Genomic DNA, 26,169 nt, shown 5'->3' on the forward strand with positions numbered 1-26,169 from the left:
CTGTCGGCGCTACTGCGCCGGCAGCAGTCGCAGGGTGTGCAGCGGCTCGCCCGGCAGGAACGCCGTCGGCGCGCCATGCACCCAGGCGGCATGGCCGGCGCCCCAGAAGGGAGAGAGCGGGTTGTCGCTCTGGCCGCCGGGCATGTGGATGATGCCGTCGGCCTCGTGCCCGGGCGAAACCACCATGCGTTCGGACGCACCGAAATCAGGTGCGGTGACGCGCGGCATGTTGCTGTCGCCACGCAGCTGGTCGGGTGGCATGCAGAGCAGTGGTCGCACGAACCCCGGCACTGCGGCGGCCAGCGGATGGCAGATGTTCGCGGTGTTGCGCTCGCCCCACGTACGTTGCGCCAGGGGGCCGTGCGCGGTGAGCTGGTCGCGCACCTGCTGCGCGGCATCCTCGAACAGCGCATCCCAGCTGGCGAACCGTCGCGGCAGCAGGTTCGCGGGCCGCTGGCTGGCCAGTGCCCACGCCACGCCTTCGAACTGAGGCAGGTTGGGCAGGATGAAGTTGTCCCCCAACGTCGCCTGCGCCGGCGCGGTCAGTCCGTCGAGCAGGCGGGCATGTACCGCCAGCCGCCACGCGCGCACGATCCGGTAGCTGGTCGAGCCCGTGCTGGCATGGCCCTGCCAGGTCGCGGCGGCATCGGACAGCGCGCGTAGCGCCGGCGTCCGCGCACGGGCCGCGTCGTCGCGCAGCAACGTCCACCAGCGCTTGAGGAAAACCGCACGGTCGTCCAGTTGCACCGCGAGCAGGTCGCGCTCGTCCCATTGCGGTTGCGCCAGCAGGTCGTCGCGGATCTGTTGCGCACGCGCGCCCAGGGCATATTCCGATCCGCCGATGCGGGCCAGCTCGCTGCCGTCGAGGGTGCGGTTGTTCGCCGTCCACAGGCGCGTGTAGGCGGGCGACTGCCGGGTGACACCCGATTCGCCGACCGCCCAGGGCGGACAGGTGGGCGTCACCAGTACCGGGCGTGGCGCGGTGGACTGGCACTTGCCGATCCGCCGTGGCAGCGGGCCGGCGATGTGCCAGGCGATGTTGCCGCCCGTATCGGCGAGCAGCACGTTCTGCGCCGGAATCGCGGTGGTCCTGAGCGCGGTGAGCGCGGTGCCGACGTCGCGCGTGGTGGCCAGTTGCAGCAGGCCCAGGTTGACCGCGCCGGGACGCTGCCCGACCCAGCGCAGGGCCAGCGCATTGCCGCGCGGATCCTTCGCCAGCACCGGGCCCCAGGCGGTTTCGTTGATGTCCAGGTCCACCGGCGCGGCCCCGGCCACGTCGATGCGCTCGCGATGATGGGTGACCGGCGTGCATGTTTGTCCCGCCGGTCGTGGACAGGGCGCGACCACAGCCCAGTCGGCGACATCGGCATAGCTGTTGGTGAATCCCCAGGCCACGTGTCCGTTGCTGCCGACGATCACCATAGGCAATCCGGGCAGGGTGAATCCGGAGACATCGACCCGCCCGCCCGGGGCGCGGCGATCCGGATAACGCAGGCGTGCGCGGAACCAGATGTTGGGAACGCGCAACTGCAGGTGCATGTCATCGGCGACGATGGCCCGGGCGTCGCGCGTCAGTGCACCGGAGACGGCGAAATTATTGCTGCCGATGACGCGGGTGGGCGGCAGGATGGCAGCCAGTGCGTGCGGATGGGCAGGCACTGGCAGCTGTCGCAGGTCGAGCGTGCCCGGCCCGGGGAGCGAAACTTCACCGCGCGCCGCGCCCACCAGCGGCGCGTCCCAGAGCGTGCCGTCGCGGTCGAGCAAGGCATACAGCGGCGCCGGCAGTGCCTGCCGCAGCTCCCACATCGCAAGTTCGCGCTGGTTGCTGGCGTCCTGCAGGTCGAAATACATCGCAATGCCGACCAGTGGCGAGTCCTCGGCCAGCCAGCGGCGCGGCTTGCTGCGCAACAACAGGTACGGCCACGGCTGCACCTTCAGGCTCGCGAGCCCGGCATTGACGCCGTCGACATACGCATTGAGCACGCCCGAGTCCGCACTGGCGATCGCCGGCAGATGCTCGCGCACGCGATCGCGCATGCGATGGACGCGATGCCTGCGGTCGGTGTCGACGGCGACCGGGCCGAACAGCTCGGCCAGTTCTCCTGCGGCCGAACGCCGCATCAGGTCCATTTCGAAGAACCGCTCCTGCGCATGCACGTAGCCCAGTGCGCGCACCGCATCGGCCTCGCTGCCGGCATCGATGGTGACCACGCCCAGCGCGTCGCGCTGGATCTTCACCGGCGCCGACAAGCCGGTCAGCAACTCCTCGCCATCGATGGTTGCGAGGCTGCCGCGCAGCAACGCCCACGCGGTCACCGCCAGCAGTCCAAGCAGCAACAGCAGCGCCAGGGCCACGCGCTTGAGCCATGTCGCCAGTCCGGCGCGCGGCCGCTGCGGCCGGATCGACCTGGGCGTGGATTGGCGCGTGTCGTTCCGTCGCAAAGCCATCGGTCTTGCAGTCCGGTGTTTTCCCCAACCGCGAGGATAACGGACTCAGCGCCGGCGCAGGCCCCAGGCGCTGGTGTGCAACGCACTCACGCCTTCGGCGACAAATCCGGGCTGGCTGCCGAGGATGTCCCTGCGCTCGAACAGGTCCAGTGTCCAGTCCGTGCCGAAGCGCGCGCGGACCTCCGGCGCGTGGACCGAAAACGGCGGGCCGGCTTTTTCACCTTGCGGATACTCCAGCGTGACCAGCAGGCCACGGCAGCCTGCTGGCAGGTGCCCGTACACGTCGCAGGCGTAGCGGTCGCGCAGCGCCGGCGGCAGCGCAATCAGTGCGGCGCGATCGTAAACGCCGGTGCAGCTGGCGATGAGGCCCGGCTCCAGCGCGAACACGTCGCCCAGGATGATTTCGATATCCCCGGCGACGTGGTGCAGGCCGCTGGCGGACGCATGTATCCGCGGCTCCAGGCCGTGTTCGGTGAAAAACTGCTGCACGGCGATCGGCGACAGCTCGACACCCAGCACCCGGTGGCCGCGCGCCGCCAGCCACGGCAGGTCCAACGACTTGCCGGCCAGCGGCACCAGCACGCGGGCACTGGCCGGGATGCCGGCGGCGTCCCAGTACTGCTCCAGCAGCGGCGTGACCTGCGGCTGGTGGAAGCCGATCCGGCCATCGCGCCAGCGTTGCTGCCAGAAGTCAGGATCCATGTGTCGTGTGTCCCGGTTTCAATTGAATGTGGATTTCGTAGCCCGGGTAGGGCGAAGGCGCACCCGGGAAGGCAATACGACTAAATCCCCGGGTGCGCTGCGCTTTCCCGGCTACGGGATACGGGCCTGCATGTTTCATCCGGTTCCGGGATGTGTTGATTTGTAGCCCGGGTACGCCGTCGGCGCACCTGGGAATGCATTGCCGCCAAACCCCGGTGCACTGCGCTTACCGCGGCTACGGTTATGTCAGGACCGGCGTCATTCGACCGACAGGCCATCGACCTTCTGCCACCCCCGCGGCAACAGCCCGCCGCGCGTGGCCCGGCTGCCCACGTACTCGCCCAGGTCCTTGAACGACAGCGACATCGTGCGTGCGCCCGAGCGCACCTGCAGCGTCGCCCCCGGACCCACCACGGCCACCGCGACCACGCGCTCGGTGCCGAGCTTGGCTTTCGGGATGTCGATGATCTTGTTGCCCTTGCCGCGGTCCAGTTCCGGCAGTTCCGACACCGGGAACGCGATCAGGTGGCCGGCCGTGGTGACGGCGACGACGCGATCGCTGTCGAGGCTGGTGATCGCCGCCGGCTGCACCACGCGCGCGCCGGGCGTCAGCGACAGCAGTGCCTTGCCGGCCTTGTTGCGCCCGGTGAGGTTCTCGAAGCGGGTGACGAAACCATAGCCGTGCGAACTGGCGATCACGAAGCGCGCATCGTCGTCGCCGGTCGCCAGCGCCTGGAACGAGGCGCCGGGCGCGGGGGCGAAGCGTCCCGTCAGCGGCTCCCCGTTGCCGCGCGCGCTGGGCAGCGTGTGCGCGGCGGTGGAATAGCTGCGCCCGGTCGAATCCAGGAAGGCCACCTGCTGCGTGCTGCGCCCGCGCACCGCGGCCAGCAGGCGATCGCCCTCGCGATAGCTCAGTGTCGAGGCGTCCACGTCGTGGCCCTTGGCCGCGCGCACCCAGCCCTTGTCGCTGACCACGATCGTCATCGGTTCGCTGGGGACCAGTTCGGTTTCGTCCAGCGCCTGGGCCGCGCCACGCGCGACCAGCGGCGAACGGCGTGCGTCGCCGAACTTCTTCGCATCGGCCAACAGTTCGTCCTTGACCAGCTTGCGCAGCTTGCCCTTGTTGCCGAGGATCGATTGCAGGCGCTCGCGTTCGGTGGCCAGCTCGTCCTGCTCGCCGCGGATCTTCATCTCCTCCAGCCGCGCGAGCTGGCGCAGTTTCGTCTCGAGGATGTAGTCGGCCTGGTCGTCGCTGAGCCCGAAGCGCGCGATCAGCGCCGGCTTGGGTTCGTCCTCGCCGCGGATGATGCGGATGACCTCGTCCAGGTTGAGGAACGCGGTCAGCAGGCCTTCGAGCAGGTGCAGCCGGCGCTCGACCTTGTCCAGCCGGTGCTGCAGCCGGCGGGTGACGGTGTCGAACCGGAACGCGAGCCACTCGGTCAGCAGCACGCGCAGGTTCTTGACCTGCGGGCGGCCGTCGGCGCCGATCACGTTCATGTTGACGCGGAAGCTCTTTTCCAGGTCCGTGGTCGCGAACAGGTGCCCCATCAGCTGTTCGGCGGCGACCCGGCTGGAGCGCGGGATCAGCACGATGCGGGTCGGGTTGGCGTGGTCGGATTCGTCGCGGATGTCTTCCAGCCACGGCAGCTTCTTGGCCCGCATCTGCGCCGCGATCTGTTCGATCACCTTCGACGGCGACACCTGGTAGGGCAGCGCGGTGACGACGATGTTGGCCGCTTCCCGCATGAACGTGGCCCGCGCGCGCACGCTGCCGCCGCCGCTTTCGTACATCGCCATGAGGTCGTGCGCGGGGGTGATGATTTCCGCTTCGGTCGGGTAGTCCGGGCCGCGCACGTGCTCGCACAGGTCGCGCACGCTGGCGTCGGGATCGTCCAGCAGGCGCACGCAGGCGCTGACGATCTCGTTGAGGTTGTGAGGCGGCACGTCGGTGGCCATGCCGACGGCGATGCCGGTGGTGCCGTTGAGCAGCAGGTGCGGCAGGCGTGCCGGCAGCCACATCGGCTCTTCCAGGGTGCCGTCGAAGTTCGGCGCCCAGTCGACGGTGCCGTGCGCGAGTTCGCCGAGCAGGACCTCGGCGATCGGCGTCAGCTTGGACTCGGTGTAGCGCATCGCCGCGAACGACTTGGGATCGTCGGAGGAGCCGAAATTCCCTTGGCCATCGATCAGTGGATAGCGGTAGGAGAACGGCTGCGCCATCAGCACCAGCGCTTCGTAGCAGGCGCTGTCGCCGTGCGGATGGAACTTGCCGATGACGTCGCCGACGGTGCGCGCGGATTTCTTCGGCTTGGCGCCGGCGCCGAGCCCGAGCTCGCTCATCGCGTAGATGATCCGGCGCTGCACCGGCTTGAGGCCGTCGCCGAGGAAGGGCAGGGCGCGGTCGAGCACCACGTACATCGAGTAGTCGAGATACGCGCGCTCGGCGTATTCGCGCAGCGGGATCTGTTCGAAGCCGTGGAAGGCCGGTCGTACGGTGTCGTTCATGCAGGGTCCGGTGGAGGCGTCGGGACGGCGGATCAGCGATGCAGTTCGCCGGCCGCTTCAGGTTGGTGCCCGATCGATAGCACCTGCAGGCGGGCGTTGCGTCCGCCCGGCATCGGCCACTGGATCGCATCGCCCACGCGCAGCCCGAGCAGCGCACTGCCGACCGGGGCCAAAATCGAGACGGCGTCGGGGCGTTGCCCGGCGTCGCGCGGATAGACCAGGGTGATGTCGCGCTCCTCGCCCGATTCCTCGTCGCGGAAGCGCGCGGTGGAATTCATGGTGATGACGTCGGCCGGCATGTCGCGCGGCTCGACGATGCTGGCGCGCGCCAGTTCGGCCGCCAGTTCGCGGGTGTCCACGCCCGGCTGGCTTTCGAGCAGCGCTTCCAGCCGGTCGCAATCCAGGCGGGAGAGCAGCAGCGGCGGTCGTTCCGTGGGTGCGGGAGGCGGATTTTCCATGGTCGATCTCCAAAAGCTGGCGCCGGCGATGCGCTGGGCGCGACCGCCGCGTCGGGACGTGGGTTGCGGCCGAAGTTAGCCGCGAACGCCGGAGAGGGCAACACCGCCCGCGCCCGACGGATCGGCCCGGACCGCTTCGTTCAATCGCCTCGTTGACAAGCCCATCGCCGCACCGCAACATACGCGCCCTGCACCTGCCCGGGTGGCGGAATTGGTAGACGCACTAGCTTCAGGTGCTAGCGGGGGCAACTTCGTGGAGGTTCGAGTCCTCTCCCGGGCACCAGGTCATGAGACCCCTGAGCAATCAGGGGTTTTTTTTTGCCCGCCCGCTGCGGCGCCCGGGTCATTTGTATGCCGCCGATGCGTGAATCCGGGCATGCATGCATGCGCTAGGCTGCGGGCTTTCACCCTCCAGTCACCTGTGCGACCGCCGGGGAAGGCCACGCGATGTCGAAGTCCACCGTCCTGCTGCTTGCTGCCATCGGCCTGGCGGCGATCGCGCCGCGGGCGCGCGCCGACGCGGCCAGCGACCAGGCGTCGCTGCTCAACCTGAGCCTGGAGCAGTTGGGCGACGTCAAGGTCACCGCGACCTCGCGGCGCGCGACGCCGCTGAGCGACACGCCGGCATCGGTGTACGTGATCCAGGGCGACGACCTGCGCGCGCTGGGCATCCGCACCCTGCCCGAGGCATTGCGGCTGGCGCCCAACCTGCAGGTCGCCCAGATCAACAGCGCCGGCTACGCGGTGTCCGCGCGCGGCATGAAGACCTCGCTGAGCGACAAGCTGCTGGTGATGGTCGATGGGCGCCCGATCTACACCCCGCTGTTCGCGGGCGTGCTGTGGGACCAGCAGAGGGTGCTGGTCGAAGACATCGAGCGGATCGAAGTCGTCAGCGGCCCCGGCGCCGCCGCGTGGGGCGCCAACGCCGTCAACGGCGTGATCAACATCGTCATGCGTCCTGCGCGCGATACCTCCGGCGGCTTCGCCAAGGGCTGGGCTGCCGCCGATGGCCACGGCGTGGCGGCTGCGCAGACGATCGCGGCGGGTAGCGATGGTGCGATCCGGTTGTATGCCGCGCGCGACCAGCACGATGGGTCCGAAACCGCCGATGGCATGGCCATTCCCGACGACTGGACGCAGGACCAGGGCGGCTTCCGCGGCAACTGGCGCAAGGGCGCCGATACCTACTCGTTGGAAGGCGATGCCTTCACCGCGCGCTCGGCGCCGCGCGGCTTCGGTCCCGTCGAAGTGCGGGGCCACAACGTGGTCGGGCGCTGGGCGCGCGAACTGTCCCCCGACGACCAGTGGTCGCTGCAGGCGTATTACGACTATGTCCATCGCCTGGACCCGGCCGTGATCGACGACCGCATGGCGATCGCCGACGTGGAATTCGTGCAGGACAAGCGCGCCGGCGCGCATCAGTTCACCTGGGGACTGGGTTACCGGCAGGCGCGCGACGACAGCCGGCCCGGCGCATTGGCGAAACTGGTGCCGGACGATCGCACGCTGCGCTGGGCCAATGTCTTCGTCCAGGACCAGTTCGCGATCAGTGGGCGATTGACGGCGAACTTCGGCCTGCGCCTGGACAGCAATTCCTATACGGGCGTCGAGGTGCTGCCGACCGCGCGCTTCTCCTGGCGGCAGGACGGCGGCGCGCTAATATGGGGTGCGTTGTCGCGCGCGGTGCGTTCGCCGGCGCGGTTCGACCGCGACTTCTTCTTTCCGGCGAACGAGCCTTATTTCATCCGCGGCGGCCCGGACTTCCAGTCTGAAGTATCGAATGTCGCCGAAGTCGGCTACCGGGCGCAGCCCACCGACTGGATGTCGTTCTCGCTGACCGCCTTCCACCACTGGCACAACCGGTTGCGCGGCGGCACACCGGCGCCGCAGGGCGGCGTCTACGTGGCCAATACGGTGCAGGGCCGCACCTGGGGCGCCGAAGGCTGGGCGACGTTGCGGATGCCGGGGCAGTGGGAAATCGCGGCTGGCTTCCTGGAGTTGCGCGAGCATTTCGAGTTGATGGACGGCGGCGGCGACTCGCCGGCGATCGCCGACCAGGGCAACGATCCGGAACATCAATACCTGCTGCGCGCCACCCGCCGGATCGGCACGCGACAACAGCTGTCCGCCTTTGCCCGTTACGTCAGCGCGCTGCCGTCGCCGGCGATACCGGGCTATGTCCAGCTCGATGCGCGCTGGAGTTTCAGCCCCACGCCGACGACGGAGATCGGGGTCGGCGCGCGCAACCTGCTCGACCATCGCCATGCCGAGTTGCAGCCGTCCGACGGCCTGCAGCCATCGGATTTCGGGCGCGTGGCCTACGTGGACATCACGGTCGGCTGGTGAGCGCATGAGCGGCCGCATGAGCCCGCGCACGGCACCGACCGGTGTCACGGCCGCCATGCGCCAGTGGGCGTCGTGGCTGTTGTGCGCGTGCATGCTTGCGGCGCTCCCCGGCGGCGGTGCGCAGGCGCTGGATGCCGAAAGCATCTACGAAGCCTACGTCCTGAATTTCGTCCGCTACAGTCGCTGGCCCGATAGCGACAGCGGCAACGGCGACTACGTGATCGCTGTCATCGGACCGTCCGCCATCGCCGCCGACCTGCGGCGGCTGGCCGAACGTAACGGACCGGTGCAGGGGCATGCGCTGCGGGTGCGGGCGATCGCGTTGAATACGCTCGCACCCGTGCGCAGGGAAGCGGTGCGCACGCTGCAGGCGACGCTGGACGACGCGCGCGTGGTATTCGTCGCACCCAGCCACCGTAGCTGGAACGGCGCCGTCATCGCCGCCACCGCGGGCAAGCCGGTGCTGACCGTCGGCATCGGCGGCGACTTCGTGCGCCAGGGCGGAATGCTGGCGCTGTTCGATCACCAGGGACGGGTCAACTTCTGCGCCAACGAAGCCGCGATCAAGCAGTCCTCGGTCGATGTCAGCGCGCGCGTCATGGTCCTCGCGCGGACCGCGCCAACCTCACTGGACGAGGAGTGAACATGCGCAACCCGCTGCACCGCCTGGGCACGGTCGGCGCCAAGATCGTCTGGCTGGTGGCGCTGATCAGTGGCACGGCCGCGTTGGCGGTGTCGGTGGCCGCCGGCATCCGCGGCTACACCACCTACCGGCAGTTGCTGATCGAATCGATCACCGCCCAGTCGCTGATCGTGGCCTCCAACGCGAGCGCGCCGTTGTCCTTCGGCGACAGCGAGATGGCCGGCAGCGCGTTGTCGGCCTTGAAGGTGGTGCCCGATGTCGACAACGCGCGCCTGGTCGACATGCATGGGCAGGTGCTGGCGAGCTTCACGGCGCCCGGTGCGCCGCGGCCTTCGGCAAAACTGTATCCACCGGGCCAGTGGCGGGTGGGCCGCGGCTTCGTGCTGGTGGTGCCGGTGCGCGACATGGCCGGCGCACATGGCCGCCTGCAGGTCGGATTCAACGACCGCCGGCTGGCGTCGCGCGCGTTGATGTTGGCCGTGCAGACCGGCGTGCTGTCGCTGGGCGGCGTGCTGCTGGCGGTCGTGCTCGCGCGCGGATTGCGGCGGGTGGTGACCACGCCGGTGCTGGAACTCGAACGCGTCAGCCGGCGCGTGCGCGACAGCGGCGACTACAGCCTGCGTGCGCACCGCATCAGCAGCGACGAACTGGGCAACCTCACCGACGCCTTCAACGAAATGCTCGAGCGCATCCAGGGCAATCGCCAGGCGTTGCTGGAAGCGCACCGGCAGGCGGAGGAATCCAGCCGGCTGAAGGACGAGTTCGTCGCCACCGTGTCGCACGAACTGCGCACGCCGCTGTCGCCGATCCTGGCGTGGATCCAGATCCTGCGCCTGCCGCGCGGCGCGGAGGAACTCTCCAGGGGCCTGGAAGTGATGGAGCGCAACGGCAGGATCCTGGCGCGCATCATCGAGGACCTGCTGGACATGAGCCGGATCGTGTCCGGCTCGCTGCGCCTGGACGTGCATGCGGTCGACATCAATGCGGTGATCCGGGCGGCCGAGGAAACGCTGGCCCATGCCGCCGCCAGCCGGCAGGTGTCGCTGAACGTGAAGCTCGCCTCGCCGCCACCGCCGTTGCGCGGCGACCCGGCGCGCCTGCAGCAGGTGGTGTGGAACCTGTTGTCCAACGCAATCAAGTTTTCGCCCCCCGGCAGCGAAGTCAGCGTGCGCACGGTGCACGCCGGGCAGCAGCTGGACATCATCGTGGAGGACCAGGGCGCGGGCATGGATCCGGCGTTCCTGCCGTACGCCTTCGACCGGTTCCGGCAGGAGGACGGTTCGATCACGCGCGCCCATGGCGGCCTGGGGCTCGGCCTGGCGGTGGTCCGGCAGCTGGTGGAGCTGCACGGAGGCACCGTGCATGCCGAAAGCCGGGGTCGAGACCAGGGCACGCGGTTCGTGGTGTCGCTGCCGATCGCCGTCGAGTCGCGCCGGACGCCGCGCATTGCCGCGCCGCCGGAGGCGACCCCGGCCGCGGCGCTATCCGGCCTGTGGGTGCTGGTGGTCGAAGACCACGACGACATGCGCGCGGTGATCCGCAACATCCTGGAATCGGCCGGCGCCATCGTGGCCGAAGCCGGCAACGCGCGCGACGCCTTCGACCGGCTTGGCGCCGGCCGCACCGACGTGCTGGTCAGCGACATCGGCCTGCCCGACCTCGACGGCTACGATCTCCTGCGGCGCGTGCGCGCAACCCAGGCCGGTGCCCACCTGTCCGCGATCGCGCTGACGGCCTACGCGCGTCCCGAGGAGCAGCGCCGGGCACTCGACGCCGGTTACCAGATCCACCTGGCCAAGCCGGTGGAACCGGACACGCTGGTGGCGGCGGTCGCCAGCGCCGCGGGCATGACGCCCGCCTGAGGCCGTGACGGGAGCCGCGGCTTCATGCAACATCCAGCGCGGGAACGGGGCACCTGTGCGGATTGAAGCCAAGGGGGCGGCGGTGTTCGGTAGCGAGCGTCGACAACAATCCGAGCGGGAGAAGGCGGTCGCGCTGCGCCGTGGACTGACCGCGGCGCAGCTGGACGCGCTGGTGACGCTGGAAGCCTTCGGCTGGCGGCTGGCCTTCGTGCGCAGGCCACTGTTCCGCGATCCGATCCCGGTGCTGTTCCACGCTGGCCAGAACCGCCATGTCGTGCTCCAAGCCGATGGACACATCGATGCCGAGCCCGACCTGCACATCCGTTGCTGACGCCGGCGCCGCCTGCCCACATCGCTGACCGGGCCATCGCGCGACAGGACCTGCCATCGCGACGGGCCCGCCGCGGGCGCCGTGTACCATCGTCGCGATGACCAAACCCCCCAGCAAGCGCAGCGGCGGTCGTGGCCGCGGCAAATCCCCCGGTGGCGATGCCCCGGCACCCCGGGCCAGGAAGAGCGGCGGCGATGCCCCGGCGGCGCGATCGCGCAAGACCAGCGACGCCCCCGCGCGACCCGGCTGGATGCCCGACCCCGGACTGGCACGCGCCATGGGCGGCGCAGGCGCCAGGTCGGCGGCACCCGGGCGCGCGGCGGCGACGCCCGATAGCGGCACGCCGTCGCCGGACCTGCGCGATCCGCACGCCGAGCGCGAAGCCGCCCGTTACGAACAGCCGATCGCCAGCAGGCAGATGATTCTGCAACTGCTGGCGGCGTCCGATGGGCCGATGGATGCCGAGGCGCTGGCCGGGAAGCTCGGCCTGGCCGCGCCCGATCGTTTCGATGCGCTGAACAAGCGCCTGGGCGCGATGCTGCGCGACGGCCAGCTGCTGCAGAACCGCCGCGGCGGCTATGCCCCGGCCGCGCGCATGGACCTGGTTCCGGGCGTGGTGATCGCCAATCCCGATGGCTTCGGATTCCTGCGCCCGGATGCGGGAGGCGGAGACGACCTGTTCCTGCCGCCGTTCGAGATGCGCAAGGCGATGCATGGCGACCGCGTCCTCGGCAGCGTCACCGGCGTGGATCGCCGCGGCCGCCGCGAAGGCGCCATCGTCGAGGTGCTGGAGCGTCGCGTCACCCGCCTGATCGGGCGTTTCACCCTCGAGGCAGGCATCAGCTACGTGGTGCCGGACGACAAGCGCATCCAGCGCAACATCATGATCCCGCCGGACGCGCGGCTCGAAGCACAGGCCGGGCAACTGGTGGTGTGCGAGATCGTGCAGCCGCCCGACGCCCGTCGGCCGCCGATCGGACGCGTGCTGGCCGTGCTCGGCGATCGGCTCACCGCGTCGCTGGCGGTCGAAGCGGCGATCCATGGCCACGAAATCCCGCACGAGTTCCCGCCCGAAGTGCTGGCGCAGGCCGCGGCGGTCCCGGTGGACGTCGATCCCGCGGCCGCCGCCGCGCGCGTCGACCTGCGCGCGCTGCCACTGGTGACGATCGACGGCGAGGACGCGAAGGACTTCGACGACGCGGTGTACTGCGAGCCCAACCGCGACGGCTTCCGCCTGGTGGTCGCCATCGCCGACGTTTCGCACTACGTGCAGCCGGGCACGCCGCTGGACGAGGAAGCGACCCGGCGCGCCACGTCGGTGTACTTCCCGGGCTTCGTGGTGCCGATGCTGCCGGAGACGCTGTCCAACGGCATCTGCTCGCTCAAGCCGAAGGTGGACCGGTTGTGTTTCGTCTGCGACATGCAGGTCGACCGCAACGGCATCGTCGGGTCCGCGAAGTTCTACGAAGCGGTGATGTACTCCCATGCGCGCCTGACCTACACCCAGGTCTGGAATGCCGTCGGAGAGGGCGTTCCGGACGAGGATCGCGACCAAGCGCTGGTGTACGTCGGATCGCTGCTGCCGCAGGTGCAGCGCCTGCACCAGCTCTATCGCGTGCTCGACAAGGCGCGCGCCAAGCGCGGCGCGATCGAGTTCGAGACGTCCGAGGTGCGCTTCGTGCTCGGCCCGCAGGGCGAGGTCACGCAGGCCGGAATGATCCAGCGCAACGACGCGCACAAGCTGATCGAGGAATGCATGATCGCGGCCAACGTGCAGGCGGCCGAATTCCTGCTCGGTTCGCATGTGCCTGCTCCGTACCGCGACCACGACAAGCCGCCGGAAGCCAAGTACGCCGACCTCGTCGAATTCCTCAAGGAGTTCAAGCTGCGCCTGCCGCCCTGGGGCAAGGTGCAGCCGCGCGATTTCCGCCAGTTGCTCGAGACCATCCGCGACCGCCCCGACGCGGCGCTGCTGGAGTCCGTGGTGCTGCGCAGCCAGAGCCTGGCCGTGTACGCGCCGGACAACATCGGCCACTTCGGGCTGGCGCTGTCGGCGTACGCGCATTTCACCTCGCCGATCCGGCGCTATCCCGACCTGCTGGTGCATCGCGCGATCAAGCACGCGCTTGCCGGCGGCCGGCCGGACACTTACCAGTACTCGCCGCATGCGATGGCGGCGCTGTCGCTGCAATGTTCCGAGCGCTCGCGCCGCGCGGACGAAGCGCAGCGCGAAGTCGACGAGCGCTATCGCGCCGCATGGATGGAGCAGCACGTGGGTGGCGAGTTCCGCGGCACGATCAGCGGCGTCACCAGCTTCGGCCTGTTCATCGAGCTGGACGAATCCAAGGTCAACGGCCTGGTGCACGTCACCCAGTTACCGAAGGACTTCTACCACTTCGACCCGATCCGCAAGACGCTTACCGGCGAGCGCCGCGGGCGCGAGTATCGCCTCGGTGATCGCGTGGAGATCGTCGTGCTCAAGGCCAGCGTGGAGGATCGGCGGATCGATTTCCGGTTGGTGGAGGAACGCGACGACGCCGCGGGCGGCCTTCCCCCGCCGCCCCCGCGTGGACAGCCGGCCAAGCGCAGGAAGGCAAAGTATTGACGCCGTCGGCAGGCGCACCTGGTAGAGCGGCTGCGGCCGCGCACTCCCGGCACGGCTCCGGCAACGCCAGCGCTCGCGGTTGAAGCCGCTTCCACCGAACAGCTGCCATGGCGCGCACGGACGTAGCCCGGCTCAGCGCAGCGCACCCGGGATCGCCGATGGAAGGCCATCGGGCGGCCCTGGCCAACCAGCCGCACCGGGCACCGCTGCCCCGGCCGGGTGTGGCCTTCGGCCTTGCCCGGACAGCAGCGACGCCAATGGCGCCTGCAGACACGATCGATCATTCGCGCAACGACAGCCCAACCCGGCACACTACGCACATGAGCAAAGACAGCCAGTGGATCGCCGGCATCAACGCCGTGGCTTCGGCCATCGAGCACGACGCCGACAACGTGCGCGAGGTGCTGCTCGAGGCCGGCGCGAAGAACCCGCGCATCGTCGAGATCGAAGGCAACGCCCGGCGCGTCGGCATCGAGGTCCGTCGTGTCCCGCAGCAGGCGCTCGATGGCGTCGCCGGCGGCCTGCGCCACCAGGGCGCGGTCGCGCGCTACGCCGCCGTGAAGACTTGGGACGAAGGCGAATTGCAGGGGCTGGTGGAGGCAGCCGCGGGCCGTGCGCTGGTGCTGGTGCTCGACGGCGTGCAGGATCCACACAACCTCGGCGCCTGCCTGCGCAGCGCCGCGGCCGCGGGCGTGACCGCGGTGGTGATCCCCAAGGACAAGGCGGTGCAGGTGAATGCCACCGTGCGCAAGACGTCCGCGGGCGCCGCCGACAGCATCCCGGTGATCCGCGCGACCAACCTCGCGCGCTGCATGCGCGACCTGCAGCAGATGGGCGTCTGGATCTACGGGCTGGCGGGCGAGGCAACGGCATCGCTTTACGCCATCGACCTGCGCGGCAATGTCGCGCTCGTGCTCGGCGGCGAAGCCGACGGCCTGCGCCGGCTGACGCGCGAGCATTGCGACCAGCTGGTGAGGATCCCGATGCCCGGGCAGACCGAGAGCCTCAACGTCTCGGTGGCGACGGGTGTGACGCTGTTCGAAGCGGTGCGGCAACGCCAGGGCTGACAGGAGCGGCACGATGACGCTGCAACTGGCGTGGTACGACTGGATCGGGCTCGTGGGCACCCTGATGGTGCTGGTCGCCTTCTTCCTGCTGCAGGCCGGCCGCGTCGTCGGCACCGGGATCGTCTACCAGTTGCTGAACCTGTTCGGCGCCGCCGGCGTGCTGGTGTCGCTGCTGGGCAGCTTCAATCCGGCGGTGTTCCTGCTGGAGCTGACGTGGGTGCTCATCAGCGGCTACGGCATCGCGAGGACGTTGCGGGCGCGCGGCCGCACGCCGTAGCCGCGGCACCCTTCGCGGCGTGCCGCCGCTGGCAGGAGCGGCTTCAGCCGCGAGCTCCTGCCAGCTTGCATGCCTTGAAACCAGCTCGCGGCTGAAGCCGCTCCAACGCAAGGAACCTACGGCGCAGTCGCCGGCTGCCACGCATTGGCGATCTTGCAGAAAAGCTCCGCCGTGCGCTCGGCGTCGTAGACGGCCGAGTGCGCTTCGTCGCCGTTCCACGCCAGGCCCGCGGCCTGCAGCGCGCGCCCGAGCACGGTCTGTCCGTAGGCGATGCCGCCCAGCGACACCGTGTCGAACACGCTGAAGGGATGGAACGGATTGCGCTTGTGCTCCACGCGCGCGACCGCGGCGTTGAGGAAGTTCAGGTCGAAGTGCGCGTTGTGCCCGACCAGGATCGCGCGCTGGCAGCCGTGCCTTCGCACCGCCGCGCGCACCGCGGCGAAGATGTGGTCGAGCCCTTCCTTCTCCGCCTTGGCCATGCGGAACGGATGGCCGATGTCGATCCCCGTGACTTCCAGTGACTTGGGATCGATCTCCAGGCCGGGCGCCGGGTCCAGGTGCACGCAGGCGACCTCGCCGGGCACGAACCTGCCTTCGGCATCGAGCTCGATCGGAATCGCGGCGATCTCCAGCAGCGCGTGCCGGGTCCAGTCGAAGCCGCCGGTCTCCACGTCGACCACCACCGGCAGGAAGCCGCGGAAGCGCTCGGCCATCCGCCGGAACGGCGGTGGCGCGGCGGGTGTCGACGATGGTTCCTGGGTCATCGCGCAAGCCTAGCAGAGGCCCTCGGCGGCACCGCGCGCCGGGTCGACCCGCGCGTCGCCGTTGTCGCCCGCGCCGGCCAGGCGGCGGGCCCTGGCGAGCAGGCGCGGGCGTTGCGGCCAGGCGTTTGCCGTCCCCGCCTTGGCCCGGCCGACGCGATCCAGGCTTCGCGCGACGACGCCGGCGCGATCGATGTCGCCTTCGGGCCGGCAATCCGCAGGCAGCGGCGCGCCTACGCGATCCGTGAGGTACCGTCGCGACGCTCGCGGCGCGGCAACGCATCCTCGCCATGCGCACGGAACCAGATGTTCTCGGCGATGTTGGTGACGTGGTCGCCGATGCGTTCGATGTTCTTGGCCATGAACAGCAGGTGGGTGCAGGCGGTGATGCTGGTTGGATCCTCCATCATGTAGGTCAGCAGCTCACGGAACAGGCTGGTGTACTGCATGTCGAGTTCGGCATCGCGCGCGCGGATGCGTTGGGCGGCATCGGCGTCGTTGTCGCGGTAGGCGACCAGCACGTCGCGCAGCTGGCGGCCGGCGACCGCGCCCAGCGCGGCCAGGCCGCGGACCTGCGGCAGCGGCGGTGCCTGGTTGAACGCCATCGATCGCTTGGCGACGTTGGACGCGTAGTCGCCGATGCGCTCGATGTCGGAGGCGATGCGCAGCGCGGCGAGCAGTTCGCGCAGGTCGCGTGCCATCGGGCCGCGCAGCGCCAGGCGCATGACTTCGTGGCCGGTCTCGTGCTCGAGCGCGTCGATGGCCTCGTCGTCCTCGATGATGCGCGCTGCAGCCTTGTCGTCGCGTCGCTCGACCACGTCCAGCGCGGCCTCCAGCTGCGCCGCCGCCAACTCGCCCATCCGCACGAGTTCGCCGACCAGGCGACGCTGCTCTTCGTCGATGCTTTTCACCATGTGTTCGTGGAACTCGCTCATGAGGGATCCTCCCGGCGCTTCAGCCGAAGCGGCCGGTGATGTAGTCCTCGGTCTGGCGCTTGACCGGGTTGGAGAAGATGGTTTCGGTGCTGCCCTGTTCGACCAGGTCGCCCAGGTACATGAAGGCGGTGTAGTCCGAGACGCGGGCGGCCTGCTGCATGTTGTGGGTGACCATCACGATGGTGTAGTCGCGCTTGAGCTCGTCGATGAGGTTCTCGATGCGGCTGGTGGAAATCGGATCCAGCGCCGACGTCGGCTCGTCGAGCAGCAGCACCTCCGGCCGCAGCGCCACGGCGCGCGCGATGCACAGGCGCTGCTGCTGGCCGCCGGAGAGGCCGAGCGCACTCCCGCGCAGCTTGTCCTTGACCTCGTCCCACAGCGCCGCCTGGCGCAACGCCGCCTCCACCCGCGAGGCCATCTCGGCCTTGGACAGCCGTTCGTGGTGGCGGATGCCGTAGGCCACGTTCTCGAAGATGGTCATCGGGAACGGCACCGGCTTCTGGAACACCATGCCCACCTTGCTCCGCAGCAGCGCCAGCGGATAGTCGGGCTCCAGGATGTCCAGCTCGTCGAGCAGCACCTCGCCGCGCGCCACCTGGCCCGGGTAGAGCGCATAGATCCGGTTGAACACGCGCAACAGCGTCGACTTGCCGCAGCCCGACGGGCCGATGAGCGCGGTCACGCGCCGCTCGGGGACTTCCAGGTTGACGTCGCGTAGCGCCTGCGTGCGTCCGTAGTGGAATTCCAGCGCGCGGGTGGACAGCTTGGTCCGGGGCGACGTCCGCAGCGCCAGCCGCAAGTCCATGCCGGCTACGGCATCGGGGGTGTCGATCATGGTGGAGTTCCGGGCGAGGTCAGTCATGGGTCATCCGATGTCGCGACACGATGGCGCGCGCAACCAGTCCGACGAGCAGCACGAACAGGGTGAGGAAGAACGCGCCGGCCCAGGCCAGGCTGTGCCAGCTGTCGTAGGGGCTCATCGCGTACTGGAAGATCACCACCGGCACGTTGGCCATCGGTGCCGACAGGTCGGTGGTCCAGTACTGGTTGTTGAGCGCGGTGAACAGCAGCGGGGCGGTTTCGCCGCTGATGCGCGCTAGCGCAAGCAGGATGCCGGTGACGATGCCCGGCAGGCAGGCGCGGTACAACACCTGCGTGGTCACCTTCCATTGCGGGACGCCGAGCGAGAGCGCGGCCTCGCGCATCTGTCCCGGCACCAGTCGCAGCATCTCGTAGGTGGTGCGGACCACCACTGGCAGCACGATCAACGCCAGCGACAGCGCGCCGGCGAGCGCGGAAAAGTGTCCCGTGCGCGCGACCACCAGCGTGTAGACGAACAACCCGAGCACGATCGACGGCGCCGACAGCAGGATGTCGTTGACGAAACGGACCAGCTCGCCAAACCACGCACCGCGCCCGTACTCGGCAAGGTAGGTCCCGGCCAGCACGCCGATGGGAGCGCCGATCACGATGCCCAGGCCACTCATGATCGCGCTGCCCGCGAAGGCATTGAGCAGCCCCCCCGTCTCGCCGGGGGGCGGTGTCATCTGCGTGAACAGCGCCAGGTTGATCGACGACAGGCCGTAACGCAGCGTCGTCCACAGGATCCAGCCAAGCCAGAACAGGCCGAATGCGGTCGCCAGCGTCGCCAGCACCTGCGCGATCGCATTCTTGGCCCCGCGTACGCTGGCGTGCCAGGGACTCATCGGTTGCCTTCCTGCCGCGACAGGCGGCGCAGCATCAGCCGCGCGGCGGCGAGCACGACGAAGGTCACCACGAACAGGACGAACCCCAGTGCGATCAGCGACGAGCGGTACATCGCCGAATCGGCTTCGGTGAACTCGTTGGCGATGGTTGCGGCGATGGAATTGCCGGGCATCAGCAGCGATGCCGTCAGGTCATGCGAATTGCCCAGCACGAAGGTCACCGCCATGGTTTCGCCCAACGCACGCCCGAGGCCGAGGAAGATGCCGCCGACGACCGCCGAGCGGGTGTAGGGCAGGACCACGTCCCACACCACTTCCCAGCGCGTGGATCCCAGTGCGTAGGCCGACTCCTTCAGGCGCCCCGGCACGGTCAGGAAGACCTCGCGCATCACCGATGCGATGAACGGGACGATCATGATCGCCAGCACCAGCCCGGCGGTAAGCATGCCCAGCCCCAGCGGCGGGCCGGAAAACAGCGGACCCACCAGCGGCCAGCCGCCCATGTGCGCATCCACCCACGGATAGACATGCGTCGCCAGTGCGGGTACCAGCACGAACAGGCCCCACATGCCATAGATGATCGACGGGATGCCGGCCAGCAGTTCCACCGCCGCACCGATCGACCCGCGCATCCACCGGGGCGCGATCTCGGTGAGGAACATGGCGATGCCGAAGCTGACGGGCACGGCGATCACGATGGCGATCAATGCCGTGACCAGCGTCCCGTAGATCGGGATCAGTGCGCCGAACTGCTGTGCCACCGGATCCCAGGTGCGCGATACCAGGAAGCCAAGTCCGAATTTTTCGAATGCCGCGCGGCCCCCGGAGAGCATCGAGCCGGCCGCGCCGCCCAGCGCCAGCAGCACCAGCAGCGCGGCGCCGGTGGCAAGCCAGCGGAAGCCGCGATCGGGAAGATCGTCGGCAATGCGTCGTGGTCGTGACAGCGGGAGCGCGCTCATGCATCAAGGCGACACCGGCGGCGTGCCGGTTGGCCCGTGCATCTAACCTTGCGCAGATGACATCCCGATGACACCCGCCGGTGCCGGGCCGCACACCGCGGCAGGCGTCACGCCAGGGCGCGGAAGTCGGACAGGAAGCGGTCGACTGCTTCGGATGGCGTCGCCCACGAGGTCACCAGCCGGATCGCGGCATGCGATGCGTCCACGCGCGCCCAGGTGTGGAAGTCGTACTTGGGCCGCAGGCGCGCGATGCGGTCGTCGTCGAGGATCGGGAACACCTGGTTGGCCACCGGCTCGCTGAGGAAGCGCACGCCCAGCGGCCGCAGGCCATCGGCCAGCCGCGCCGCCATCGCGTTGGCGTGCTGCGCCAGGTCGAAGTACAGCCCGCCCTCGAGCAGCGCCGCGAACTGCGCGCCCAGCACCCGGCCCTTGGCCAGCAGCGCGCCGCGCTGCTTGAGGTGGTAACGGAAATGGTCCTGCAGCCGCGGGTTGTTGATGACGATCGCTTCGCCCAGCAGCGCCCCGTTCTTGGTGCCGCCGAGGTAGAACATGTCCAGCAACGACGACAGTTCTGGCAGCGTGATGTCGTTGAAGCGGCTGGCCAATGCAGGCCCGAGCCGCGCGCCGTCCATGTACAGGTACAGGCCGAGCTCGCGGCAGGCCTGCGACAGGGCGAGGAGTTCGGTCTTGCTGTAGAGCGTCCCCGACTCCGTCGCCTGGGCGATGAACACCACCCGCGGCACCACCATGTGTTCGTCGCCGTGCGCGGCGAGGGTGGCGCGGACCTGTTCCGGTTCGAGCTTGCCGTCGCGCGCCGGCACCAGGTTGACTTTATGCCCGGTGGCTTCGATCGCGCCGGTCTCGTGCACGTGGATGTGCGCGGTATCGGCGGCGATCACCGATTCATACGGTTTGAGCATCGACGCCAGCGCGATGGCATTGGCCTGGGTGCCGCCGGAGGCGAAGTGCACGTCGGCCCGGGGATTGCCCGTCGCCTCGCGGATCAGCGCGATCGCGCGCCCGGACAACGCATCGGCGCCGTAGCCAGGCTGCTGCTCCAGGTTGGTCGCCGCCAGCAGTTCGAGCACGCGCGGATGCGCGCCCTCGGAATAGTCGTCCATGAAACGGTATCGGGACATGCGGCGTGGCTGCCTGTGGTCGCGGCCGGCCATCATATCGGCGCATCGCCGACAACAAAAAGGCGGCCCGCAGGCCGCCTGTTCGTCATCGCACGCGCGCTCCGGCTTACTTGAGGTTCTGCGCCCAGTAGGCCTCGATCTGCTGCACCAGCTCCGGCGGCAGCGGCACGTAGTCCAGCGAGGCGGCCTGCGCCTGGCCCTGCTCGAAGGACCACTTGAAGAAGGCCAGGGTCGCCGCCGCCTGCGTCGGCTTCTTCGCGTGCTTGTACATGATCGCCCAGGTGGTGGCGGTGATCGGCCAGGCCTTGTCGCCAGGCGCATTGGTCATGATCAGGTTGAAATCCTTCGCCGACTTCCAGTCCGCGCTGGCGGCGGCGGCGGCGAACGCCTTGTCGTCGGCCAGCATGAAGTTGCCGGCAGCATTCTTCATGCGCGAATAGGCCAGCTTGTTCTGCAATGCGTACGCGTATTCCACGTAGCCGATGCCGCCGCTGATCTGCCGCACGTAGGCCGACACGCCTTCGTTGCCCTTGCCGCCGATGCCGGCTGGCCACTGCAGCGAGGTGCCTTCACCGACCTTGGCCTTCCACTCGGGGCTGACCTTGGACAGGTAGTTGGAGAAGTTGAAGGTGGTGCCGGAACCATCCGAGCGGTGCACGACGGTGATGCGGGTGTCGGGCAGCTTGATGCCGGGGTTCAACGCGGCGATCTCGGGCGCGTTCCAGTGCGTGGTCCTGCCCAGGAAGATGTTCGCAAGCACCGCACCGTCGAGCTTCATGGCACCGGTCGGGACGCCCGGCACGTTGATGACCGGCACGATGCCGCCGATGACGATCGGGAACTGGCCCAGGCGGAACTTCTTCAGCTCATCCGCCGAGAGCGGCTTGTCCGAGGCGCCGAAGTCCACGGTCGCCGCTTCGATCTGGGCGATGCCGCCGCCCGAACCGATGGACTGGTAGTTGACCTTGTTGCCGGTCTTGTCGTGGTACATCGCCGACCACTTGGACAGCACCGGGTAGACGAAGCTGGAACCGGCGCCGGTGATCTCGGTGGCCTGGGCCGCCAGCGCGAGCGATGCGGACAGCAGCGTGGCCGACAGGGCCAGGCGCAGGCGATTGTTGCGGGTCATGCGGGTCTCCATGGGGACGGGAACTGACGACCGCCATTGGAGGGCCGTGGCATGACAGGCCCGCGTCGCCCGGATGACATTCCGATGACAGCCCGCCGCGATTCACGCAATCCGAACAATCTTCGCGACTGTCGTGAAATGGTCATGTTGCGCAGGGAACATCCGCATCGCTCCCTCCATGCCGGCGCCGCCGGCGGCAGGGCGGATGCCTACCCAACCCAACGGAGATCGCTCCATGCGCCACAACCTGCTTGCGGCCGCGATGTCGGCCGGACTCGGCCTCGCGGGCCTGGCCTGCACCGGAAACGCACTGGCCGCCGATGCGGCCACCGACGCACAGATCCAGGAACTGCGGGCGCAGATCGCGTCGATGCAGGAGCGGCTGGACCAGCTGCAGCAGCGCACGGACGCGCAGTCGGACATCAACATCGCCAGCGCGCAGTCGGCCGAGGCCGCCAAGGCCACGCAGGACAAGGTCGATGCCCTGGCCAAGACGGTCAACAGCAACCAGTTCAGCGGCAAGATGTTCTTCGACCTGACCAACATCGACCAGACCAGCCGGGGCACGACCACCGATGCCAGCGGCAACGGCTTCGACGTCAAGCGTTTCTACCTCGGCGTCAACCACACGTTCGACGACACCTGGTCGGCCAACCTCACCACCGATTTCCAGTACGTGTCGAGCCTGGACAGCGCTGCCGACGTCTACGTCAAGAAGGCGTACCTGCAGGGCAAGTTCAGTGACGCATTCGTCGGCCGCATCGGCTCGGCCGACATGCCGTGGATCCCGTACGTCGAGAACTCCTACGGCTTCCGCTATGTCGAGAACACGCTGGTCGACCGGCTGAAGTTCGGCGCCTCGGCCGACTGGGGCCTACACGCCGGCGGCGACCTGGCCGGCAAGCGGGCCAACTACGCGGTGTCGCTGGTCAACGGCGGTGGCTACAAGAACACCAGCCGTAGCAGCAAGATGGACGTCGAGGCGCGCCTGGGCTTCGTGCCGGTCGACGGCATGGTGGTCGCGATCGGCGGTTACTCGGGCACCCTGGCCAAGGACACCCAGTCGGTCGACGCGCAACACACCGCGCAGCGTGGCGACGTCCTGGTGGCCTACGCCAAGGATCGCGTGCGCGTGGGCGGCGAGTATTTCCGTGCCAGCAACTGGACCACGGTGCTGAGCCCGTTGTTGGACTCCGCCGATGGCTACTCCTTGTGGGGCAGCTACGCGTTCGGGTCGTCGGGAATCAGCGCCTTCGCCCGCTACGACCGCGCCAACCTGAGCAGCGACCTCGATCCCAGCCTGACCGACAGGTATTACAACTTCGGCGTCGAATTCCCGGTGCGCAAGGGCGTCAAGCTCGCCGCGGTGTACAAGCAGGACAAGCGCCAGAACGAAAGCAACACCGTCGACCTGGACACGAAGGAAATCGGCGTGTGGGGCGAAGTCGCGTTCTGACCTCGATGCAATTGGAACAACGACGGCGGCCGCAGGGCCGTCGTTTTCATTTTGGCGACTGCTCGACGGTCTTGTCGGGATAGCGGCACAGGTCGCGGATCGGGCAGCGCCAGCATTCGGGCACCCGCGCCTTGCAGGTGTAGCGGCCATGCAGGATGAGCCAGTGGTGCGCATCGAGCTGGAATTCGGGCGGCACCACCTTGAGCAGCCTGTCCTCCACGTCGCGCACCGTCTTTCCCGGCGCGAGGCCGGTGCGGTTGCCGACGCGGAAGATATGCGTGTCCACCGCGATCGTCGGTTCGCCGAAGGCGGTGTTGAGCACGACGTTGGCGGTCTTGCGGCCGACGCCGGGCAGGGCTTCCAGCGCTTCGCGCGTGCGCGGCACCTGCCCGCCATGCAGGGCGATCAGCTGCCGGCACATCGCGATGACGTTGGCGGCCTTGGTATTGAACAGGCCGATGCTGGCGATGTAACGCTTCAGGCCTTCCTCGCCCAGCGCGAGGATGGCCGCCGGCGTGTTGGCGACGGGAAACAGGCGCCGTGTCGCCTTGTTGACGCCGACATCGGTGGCCTGCGCCGACAGGATTACCGCGACCAGCAGTTCGAACGGCGTCGAATACGCCAGCTCGGTCGTCGGCTTGGGGTTGAGTTCGGACAGGCGTGCGAACAGTTCGCGGATCGCGTCCGGGCGCAGGCGGCTTGCGCGCGCCGCGCGCTTCCTGGCGACCGGGCTCACTTGCGATGTCGCCCGGCCGCGCGTGCCATCGCGCGCTCGAGCGCCGCGGCGGCCGCGGGCGGCAAGGGCGTCGTTGCCAGTGTCGGCGCGGTGGCGTTCGCGATCGGAGAGGAATCGCGACTCGCCGCGCGTTCGGCCTGCCTGCGCGCCAGCCGCGCCTGGCGCGCGCGAAAACGTTCGCGGGCCTTTAGTGCGATGCGGCGTTCGTCGCGCGCCGACAGCAGCGCTGCGCGGCATGCGGGCGTGCAGCCGTCGCAGGGGGCGCTGTCGAGCAGGCCGGCGCCCATCGCTGCATCCAGGTCGCCGTCGGCCAGGGCTGTGGCGATGCGGTGCGCCATGCCAGCGCCGGCATCCGTGCAGCCGCAAGGGCAGGCGGCACCCGCATCCATGCTCAGCGGCCGACGAAGGCCGGCGTGCGCCGGGAGAGGAACGCGGCCGTGCCTTCGCGCATGTCGTCGGTGGCGAACATCAGCCCGAACTGCGTGCTCTCGAAGGCGAGGCCTTCCTCGATCGCGCACTCACCGCCGTAGTTGACGCAATCCAGGATCCCGCGCAACGCCAGTGGCGCCGCCGCGGCGAGCTGGCCGGCGAGCTTCATCGTCTCGGCTTCGAGTTCGGCGGCCGGCACCACGCGGTTGACGATGCCCAGCTGCTGCGCGCGCGTGGCGTCGATCGGCGCCCCGAGCAGGCACAGTTCCAGCGTCGCCGCGCGCCCGGCCAGACGCAGCAGGCGCTGGCTGCCGCCGAAACCGGGGATCAGGCCGAGGTTGATTTCCGGCTGGCCCACTTTCGCCGTGTCGGCGGCGATGCGCAGGTGGCAGCACATCGCCAGTTCCAGCCCGCCACCGAGCGCGAAGCCGTTGATCATCGCGATCACCGGCTTGGGCAGCGTTTCCACCGCGCGCATCATCCGCTGCCCGCGCAGGGAGAAGTCGCGGCCCTGCACCGGTGTGAGCGCATTCATCTCGGCGATGTCGGCGCCGGCGACGAACGCCTTCGGCCCCGATCCGGTGAGCACGATCGCGCGCACGGCATCGTCGGCCCCGGCGGCGATGAATGCGTCCTGCAACGCATCCAGCGTGGCCAGGTTCAATGCGTTGAGTTTTTCCGGGCGCGCGACGGTGATGGTGCGGATCGGGCCGTGGTCGGCGATCCGCAAGGGTGAATCGATCATGAGTGGCTCCTGGCAGGAAAGAGGCCCGGCCCACGGCGTTGGAACTTGTGGGCGCGCATCCGGTCCGAGGGGGGCGTCAGTGGCGGTCAAGCCCTGGCGCCAGTATCCTAACGTGTCATCGTGTCCTGTCTGGCGGGGCGGCTCGGCCGCCCCGTTCCATGACCGGACTCCACTCCGGAGGTCGCACCGAATGAAGTTGCGTTTGCTTGCCGCCGCCACCCTGGCGGCCATGACCCTGACCGCGGGCACGGCCCTCGCCCAGGACACCACCTCCGCCAAGGGCCAGCTCAGCTACGCCCTGGGATACCAGCTTGGCCGCGAAGCCGCCGAAAGCGGGGAAGCCCTCGATGTCGCCACCATGACCCGCGCGCTGCAGGACGGCTTCGCGAAGAAGGAACCGACGGTGCCGGTTGCGCAGATGCGCACCGCCTACCAGGGCATGCAGCAGCGGCTGCAGGCCAAGGCCAAGGCCGCGTTCGACAAGGCCGCTGCCGACAACAAGGTCAAGAGCGATGCGTTCCTTGCCCAGAACAAGGCCAAGGCAGGCGTCAAGGTGCTGCCCAGCGGCGCCCAGTACCGCGTGATGGAAGTCGGCACCGGCGCCAAGCCGACGATGGCCAGCACGGTTTCGCTCGAATACGCCGGTCCTTACCTCTTCGGCGATCGCAGCCACGCCCAGCCTGCGCAGAAGGTTCCGGAGATGAAGATCAGCCAGATCGACATGCCGGGGATGCGTGAAGTGCTGATGCAGATGCCGGCGGGATCCAAGTGGGAAATCGTCATCCCCTCGGCCTGGGGTAACGACATCCGCTCCCAGATGCCGCCGAATGCCGCCGCGGTGTACGAAGTCAAGTTGCTGTCGGTGAAGTGACGGGCAACCGTATCCGCTGTTTTCCCATGTAACGCGACAACGCCGGCCCTGCGCCGGCGTTG

General features: G+C 69.0%; 23 protein-coding genes and 1 tRNA gene. 10 read left to right on the top strand and 14 right to left on the bottom strand.

Going from position 1 to position 26,169, the window contains the following annotated elements; genetic code table 11:
- Nucleotides 1-9: 9 nt before the first annotated feature.
- The 4 genes from G7B67_RS03575 to rnk all read right to left on the bottom strand — a co-directional run bounded on the left by G7B67_RS03575 (nt 10) and on the right by rnk (nt 6,110).
- Nucleotides 10-2,448 carry a penicillin acylase family protein gene (locus G7B67_RS03575; protein ID WP_243412230.1) on the bottom strand — a complete coding sequence of 813 codons (2,439 nt, stop codon included), beginning with the start codon at nt 2,446-2,448 and terminating at the stop codon, nt 10-12.
- A gap of 45 nt (nt 2,449-2,493) precedes the next feature.
- On the bottom strand, nt 2,494-3,150 hold the full coding sequence (locus tag G7B67_RS03580) for a thiopurine S-methyltransferase (protein ID WP_166207962.1): 657 nt from the start codon (nt 3,148-3,150) through the stop codon (nt 2,494-2,496).
- Between the two features lie 258 nt (nt 3,151-3,408).
- Nucleotides 3,409-5,652: a DNA topoisomerase IV subunit A gene (parC, locus tag G7B67_RS03585; RefSeq protein WP_166207966.1), complete on the bottom strand. Its 2,244-nt coding sequence runs from the start codon at nt 5,650-5,652 to the stop codon at nt 3,409-3,411.
- Nucleotides 5,653-5,684: 32 nt separating this feature from the next.
- Nucleotides 5,685-6,110: a nucleoside diphosphate kinase regulator gene (gene rnk, locus G7B67_RS03590; RefSeq protein ID WP_166207969.1), complete on the bottom strand. Its 426-nt coding sequence runs from the start codon at nt 6,108-6,110 to the stop codon at nt 5,685-5,687.
- Nucleotides 6,111-6,306: 196 nt separating this feature from the next.
- Here rnk and G7B67_RS03595 point away from each other — a divergent pair.
- The 8 genes from G7B67_RS03595 to G7B67_RS03630 all read left to right on the top strand — a co-directional run bounded on the left by G7B67_RS03595 (nt 6,307) and on the right by G7B67_RS03630 (nt 15,241).
- Nucleotides 6,307-6,393, top strand: a tRNA-Leu gene (locus tag G7B67_RS03595).
- Between the two features lie 164 nt (nt 6,394-6,557).
- Nucleotides 6,558-8,456 carry a TOL_0244 family TonB-dependent receptor gene (locus G7B67_RS03600; protein ID WP_166207972.1) on the top strand — a complete coding sequence of 633 codons (1,899 nt, stop codon included), beginning with the start codon at nt 6,558-6,560 and terminating at the stop codon, nt 8,454-8,456.
- A gap of 16 nt (nt 8,457-8,472) precedes the next feature.
- A complete protein-coding gene (locus G7B67_RS03605; protein ID WP_166207974.1) occupies nt 8,473-9,099 on the top strand; it encodes a YfiR family protein in 627 nt (208 codons plus the stop codon).
- A 2-nt stretch (nt 9,100-9,101) separates the two neighbouring features.
- Complete coding sequence (locus G7B67_RS03610; RefSeq protein ID WP_166207977.1) at nt 9,102-10,961, top strand: ATP-binding response regulator; 1,860 nt, start codon at nt 9,102-9,104, stop codon at nt 10,959-10,961.
- A gap of 55 nt (nt 10,962-11,016) precedes the next feature.
- Nucleotides 11,017-11,292: a hypothetical protein gene (locus G7B67_RS03615; RefSeq protein WP_243412231.1), complete on the top strand. Its 276-nt coding sequence runs from the start codon at nt 11,017-11,019 to the stop codon at nt 11,290-11,292.
- Between the two features lie 97 nt (nt 11,293-11,389).
- Nucleotides 11,390-13,897, top strand: coding sequence for a ribonuclease R (rnr, locus tag G7B67_RS03620; RefSeq protein WP_166207980.1), 2,508 nt, complete (start codon nt 11,390-11,392; stop codon nt 13,895-13,897).
- Nucleotides 13,898-14,217: 320 nt separating this feature from the next.
- The gene (gene rlmB, locus G7B67_RS03625; RefSeq protein ID WP_166207983.1) at nt 14,218-14,964 is read left to right on the top strand and encodes a 23S rRNA (guanosine(2251)-2'-O)-methyltransferase RlmB; all 747 of its coding nucleotides are present in this window, start codon (nt 14,218-14,220) and stop codon (nt 14,962-14,964) included.
- A gap of 13 nt (nt 14,965-14,977) precedes the next feature.
- Nucleotides 14,978-15,241 carry a CBU_0592 family membrane protein gene (locus G7B67_RS03630; RefSeq protein ID WP_207780860.1) on the top strand — a complete coding sequence of 88 codons (264 nt, stop codon included), beginning with the start codon at nt 14,978-14,980 and terminating at the stop codon, nt 15,239-15,241.
- Nucleotides 15,242-15,357: 116 nt separating this feature from the next.
- Here G7B67_RS03630 and rnt read toward each other — a convergent pair whose 3' ends face one another.
- From rnt to pstS, 7 genes are all read right to left on the bottom strand, one after another.
- On the bottom strand, nt 15,358-16,005 hold the full coding sequence (rnt, locus tag G7B67_RS03635) for a ribonuclease T (RefSeq protein WP_243412232.1): 648 nt from the start codon (nt 16,003-16,005) through the stop codon (nt 15,358-15,360).
- A 230-nt stretch (nt 16,006-16,235) separates the two neighbouring features.
- On the bottom strand, nt 16,236-16,937 hold the full coding sequence (gene phoU, locus G7B67_RS03640; RefSeq protein ID WP_166207986.1) for a phosphate signaling complex protein PhoU: 702 nt from the start codon (nt 16,935-16,937) through the stop codon (nt 16,236-16,238).
- Nucleotides 16,938-16,956: 19 nt separating this feature from the next.
- Nucleotides 16,957-17,799, bottom strand: coding sequence for a phosphate ABC transporter ATP-binding protein PstB (pstB, locus tag G7B67_RS03645; protein ID WP_425482406.1), 843 nt, complete (start codon nt 17,797-17,799; stop codon nt 16,957-16,959).
- Complete coding sequence (pstA, locus tag G7B67_RS03650; RefSeq protein ID WP_166207989.1) at nt 17,792-18,643, bottom strand: phosphate ABC transporter permease PstA; 852 nt, start codon at nt 18,641-18,643, stop codon at nt 17,792-17,794. The genes pstB and pstA overlap by 8 nt, the downstream gene beginning before the upstream one ends.
- Nucleotides 18,640-19,602, bottom strand: coding sequence for a phosphate ABC transporter permease subunit PstC (gene pstC / locus G7B67_RS03655; protein ID WP_166207992.1), 963 nt, complete (start codon nt 19,600-19,602; stop codon nt 18,640-18,642). The genes pstA and pstC overlap by 4 nt, the downstream gene beginning before the upstream one ends.
- Before the next feature lie 107 nt (nt 19,603-19,709).
- The gene (locus G7B67_RS03660) at nt 19,710-20,741 is read right to left on the bottom strand and encodes a threonine aldolase family protein (RefSeq protein WP_166207995.1); all 1,032 of its coding nucleotides are present in this window, start codon (nt 20,739-20,741) and stop codon (nt 19,710-19,712) included.
- 106 nt (nt 20,742-20,847) lie between these two features.
- Entirely contained in the window at nt 20,848-21,870 is a 1,023-nt protein-coding gene (pstS, locus tag G7B67_RS03665; protein ID WP_166207998.1) for a phosphate ABC transporter substrate-binding protein PstS, read from the bottom strand.
- Between the two features lie 235 nt (nt 21,871-22,105).
- Here pstS and G7B67_RS03670 point away from each other — a divergent pair, with 235 nt between their 5' ends.
- Nucleotides 22,106-23,326, top strand: coding sequence for a carbohydrate porin (locus G7B67_RS03670; RefSeq protein ID WP_166208001.1), 1,221 nt, complete (start codon nt 22,106-22,108; stop codon nt 23,324-23,326).
- A gap of 46 nt (nt 23,327-23,372) precedes the next feature.
- On the opposite strand, the gene nth is transcribed toward G7B67_RS03670, so the two are convergent.
- From nth to G7B67_RS03685, 3 genes are read right to left on the bottom strand one after another with little or no spacing between them, the layout of a single operon-like run.
- A complete protein-coding gene (nth, locus tag G7B67_RS03675; RefSeq protein ID WP_207780861.1) occupies nt 23,373-24,062 on the bottom strand; it encodes an endonuclease III in 690 nt (229 codons plus the stop codon).
- Entirely contained in the window at nt 24,059-24,400 is a 342-nt protein-coding gene (locus tag G7B67_RS13565) for a hypothetical protein (RefSeq protein ID WP_166208004.1), read from the bottom strand. The genes nth and G7B67_RS13565 overlap by 4 nt, the downstream gene beginning before the upstream one ends.
- Before the next feature lie 53 nt (nt 24,401-24,453).
- Nucleotides 24,454-25,236 carry an enoyl-CoA hydratase/isomerase family protein gene (locus G7B67_RS03685; protein ID WP_166208007.1) on the bottom strand — a complete coding sequence of 261 codons (783 nt, stop codon included), beginning with the start codon at nt 25,234-25,236 and terminating at the stop codon, nt 24,454-24,456.
- A gap of 190 nt (nt 25,237-25,426) precedes the next feature.
- Between G7B67_RS03685 and G7B67_RS03690 the strand changes: the two genes are divergently transcribed.
- Nucleotides 25,427-26,107 (top strand): FKBP-type peptidyl-prolyl cis-trans isomerase N-terminal domain-containing protein, encoded by a 681-nt coding sequence (locus G7B67_RS03690; RefSeq protein ID WP_166208010.1) that lies wholly within the window; start codon nt 25,427-25,429, stop codon nt 26,105-26,107.
- Nucleotides 26,108-26,169 lie beyond the last annotated feature (62 nt).

This window comes from Cognatiluteimonas telluris (genome assembly GCF_011320095.1).
Taxonomy (GTDB): Bacteria; Pseudomonadota; Gammaproteobacteria; order Xanthomonadales; family Xanthomonadaceae; genus Cognatiluteimonas; species Cognatiluteimonas telluris.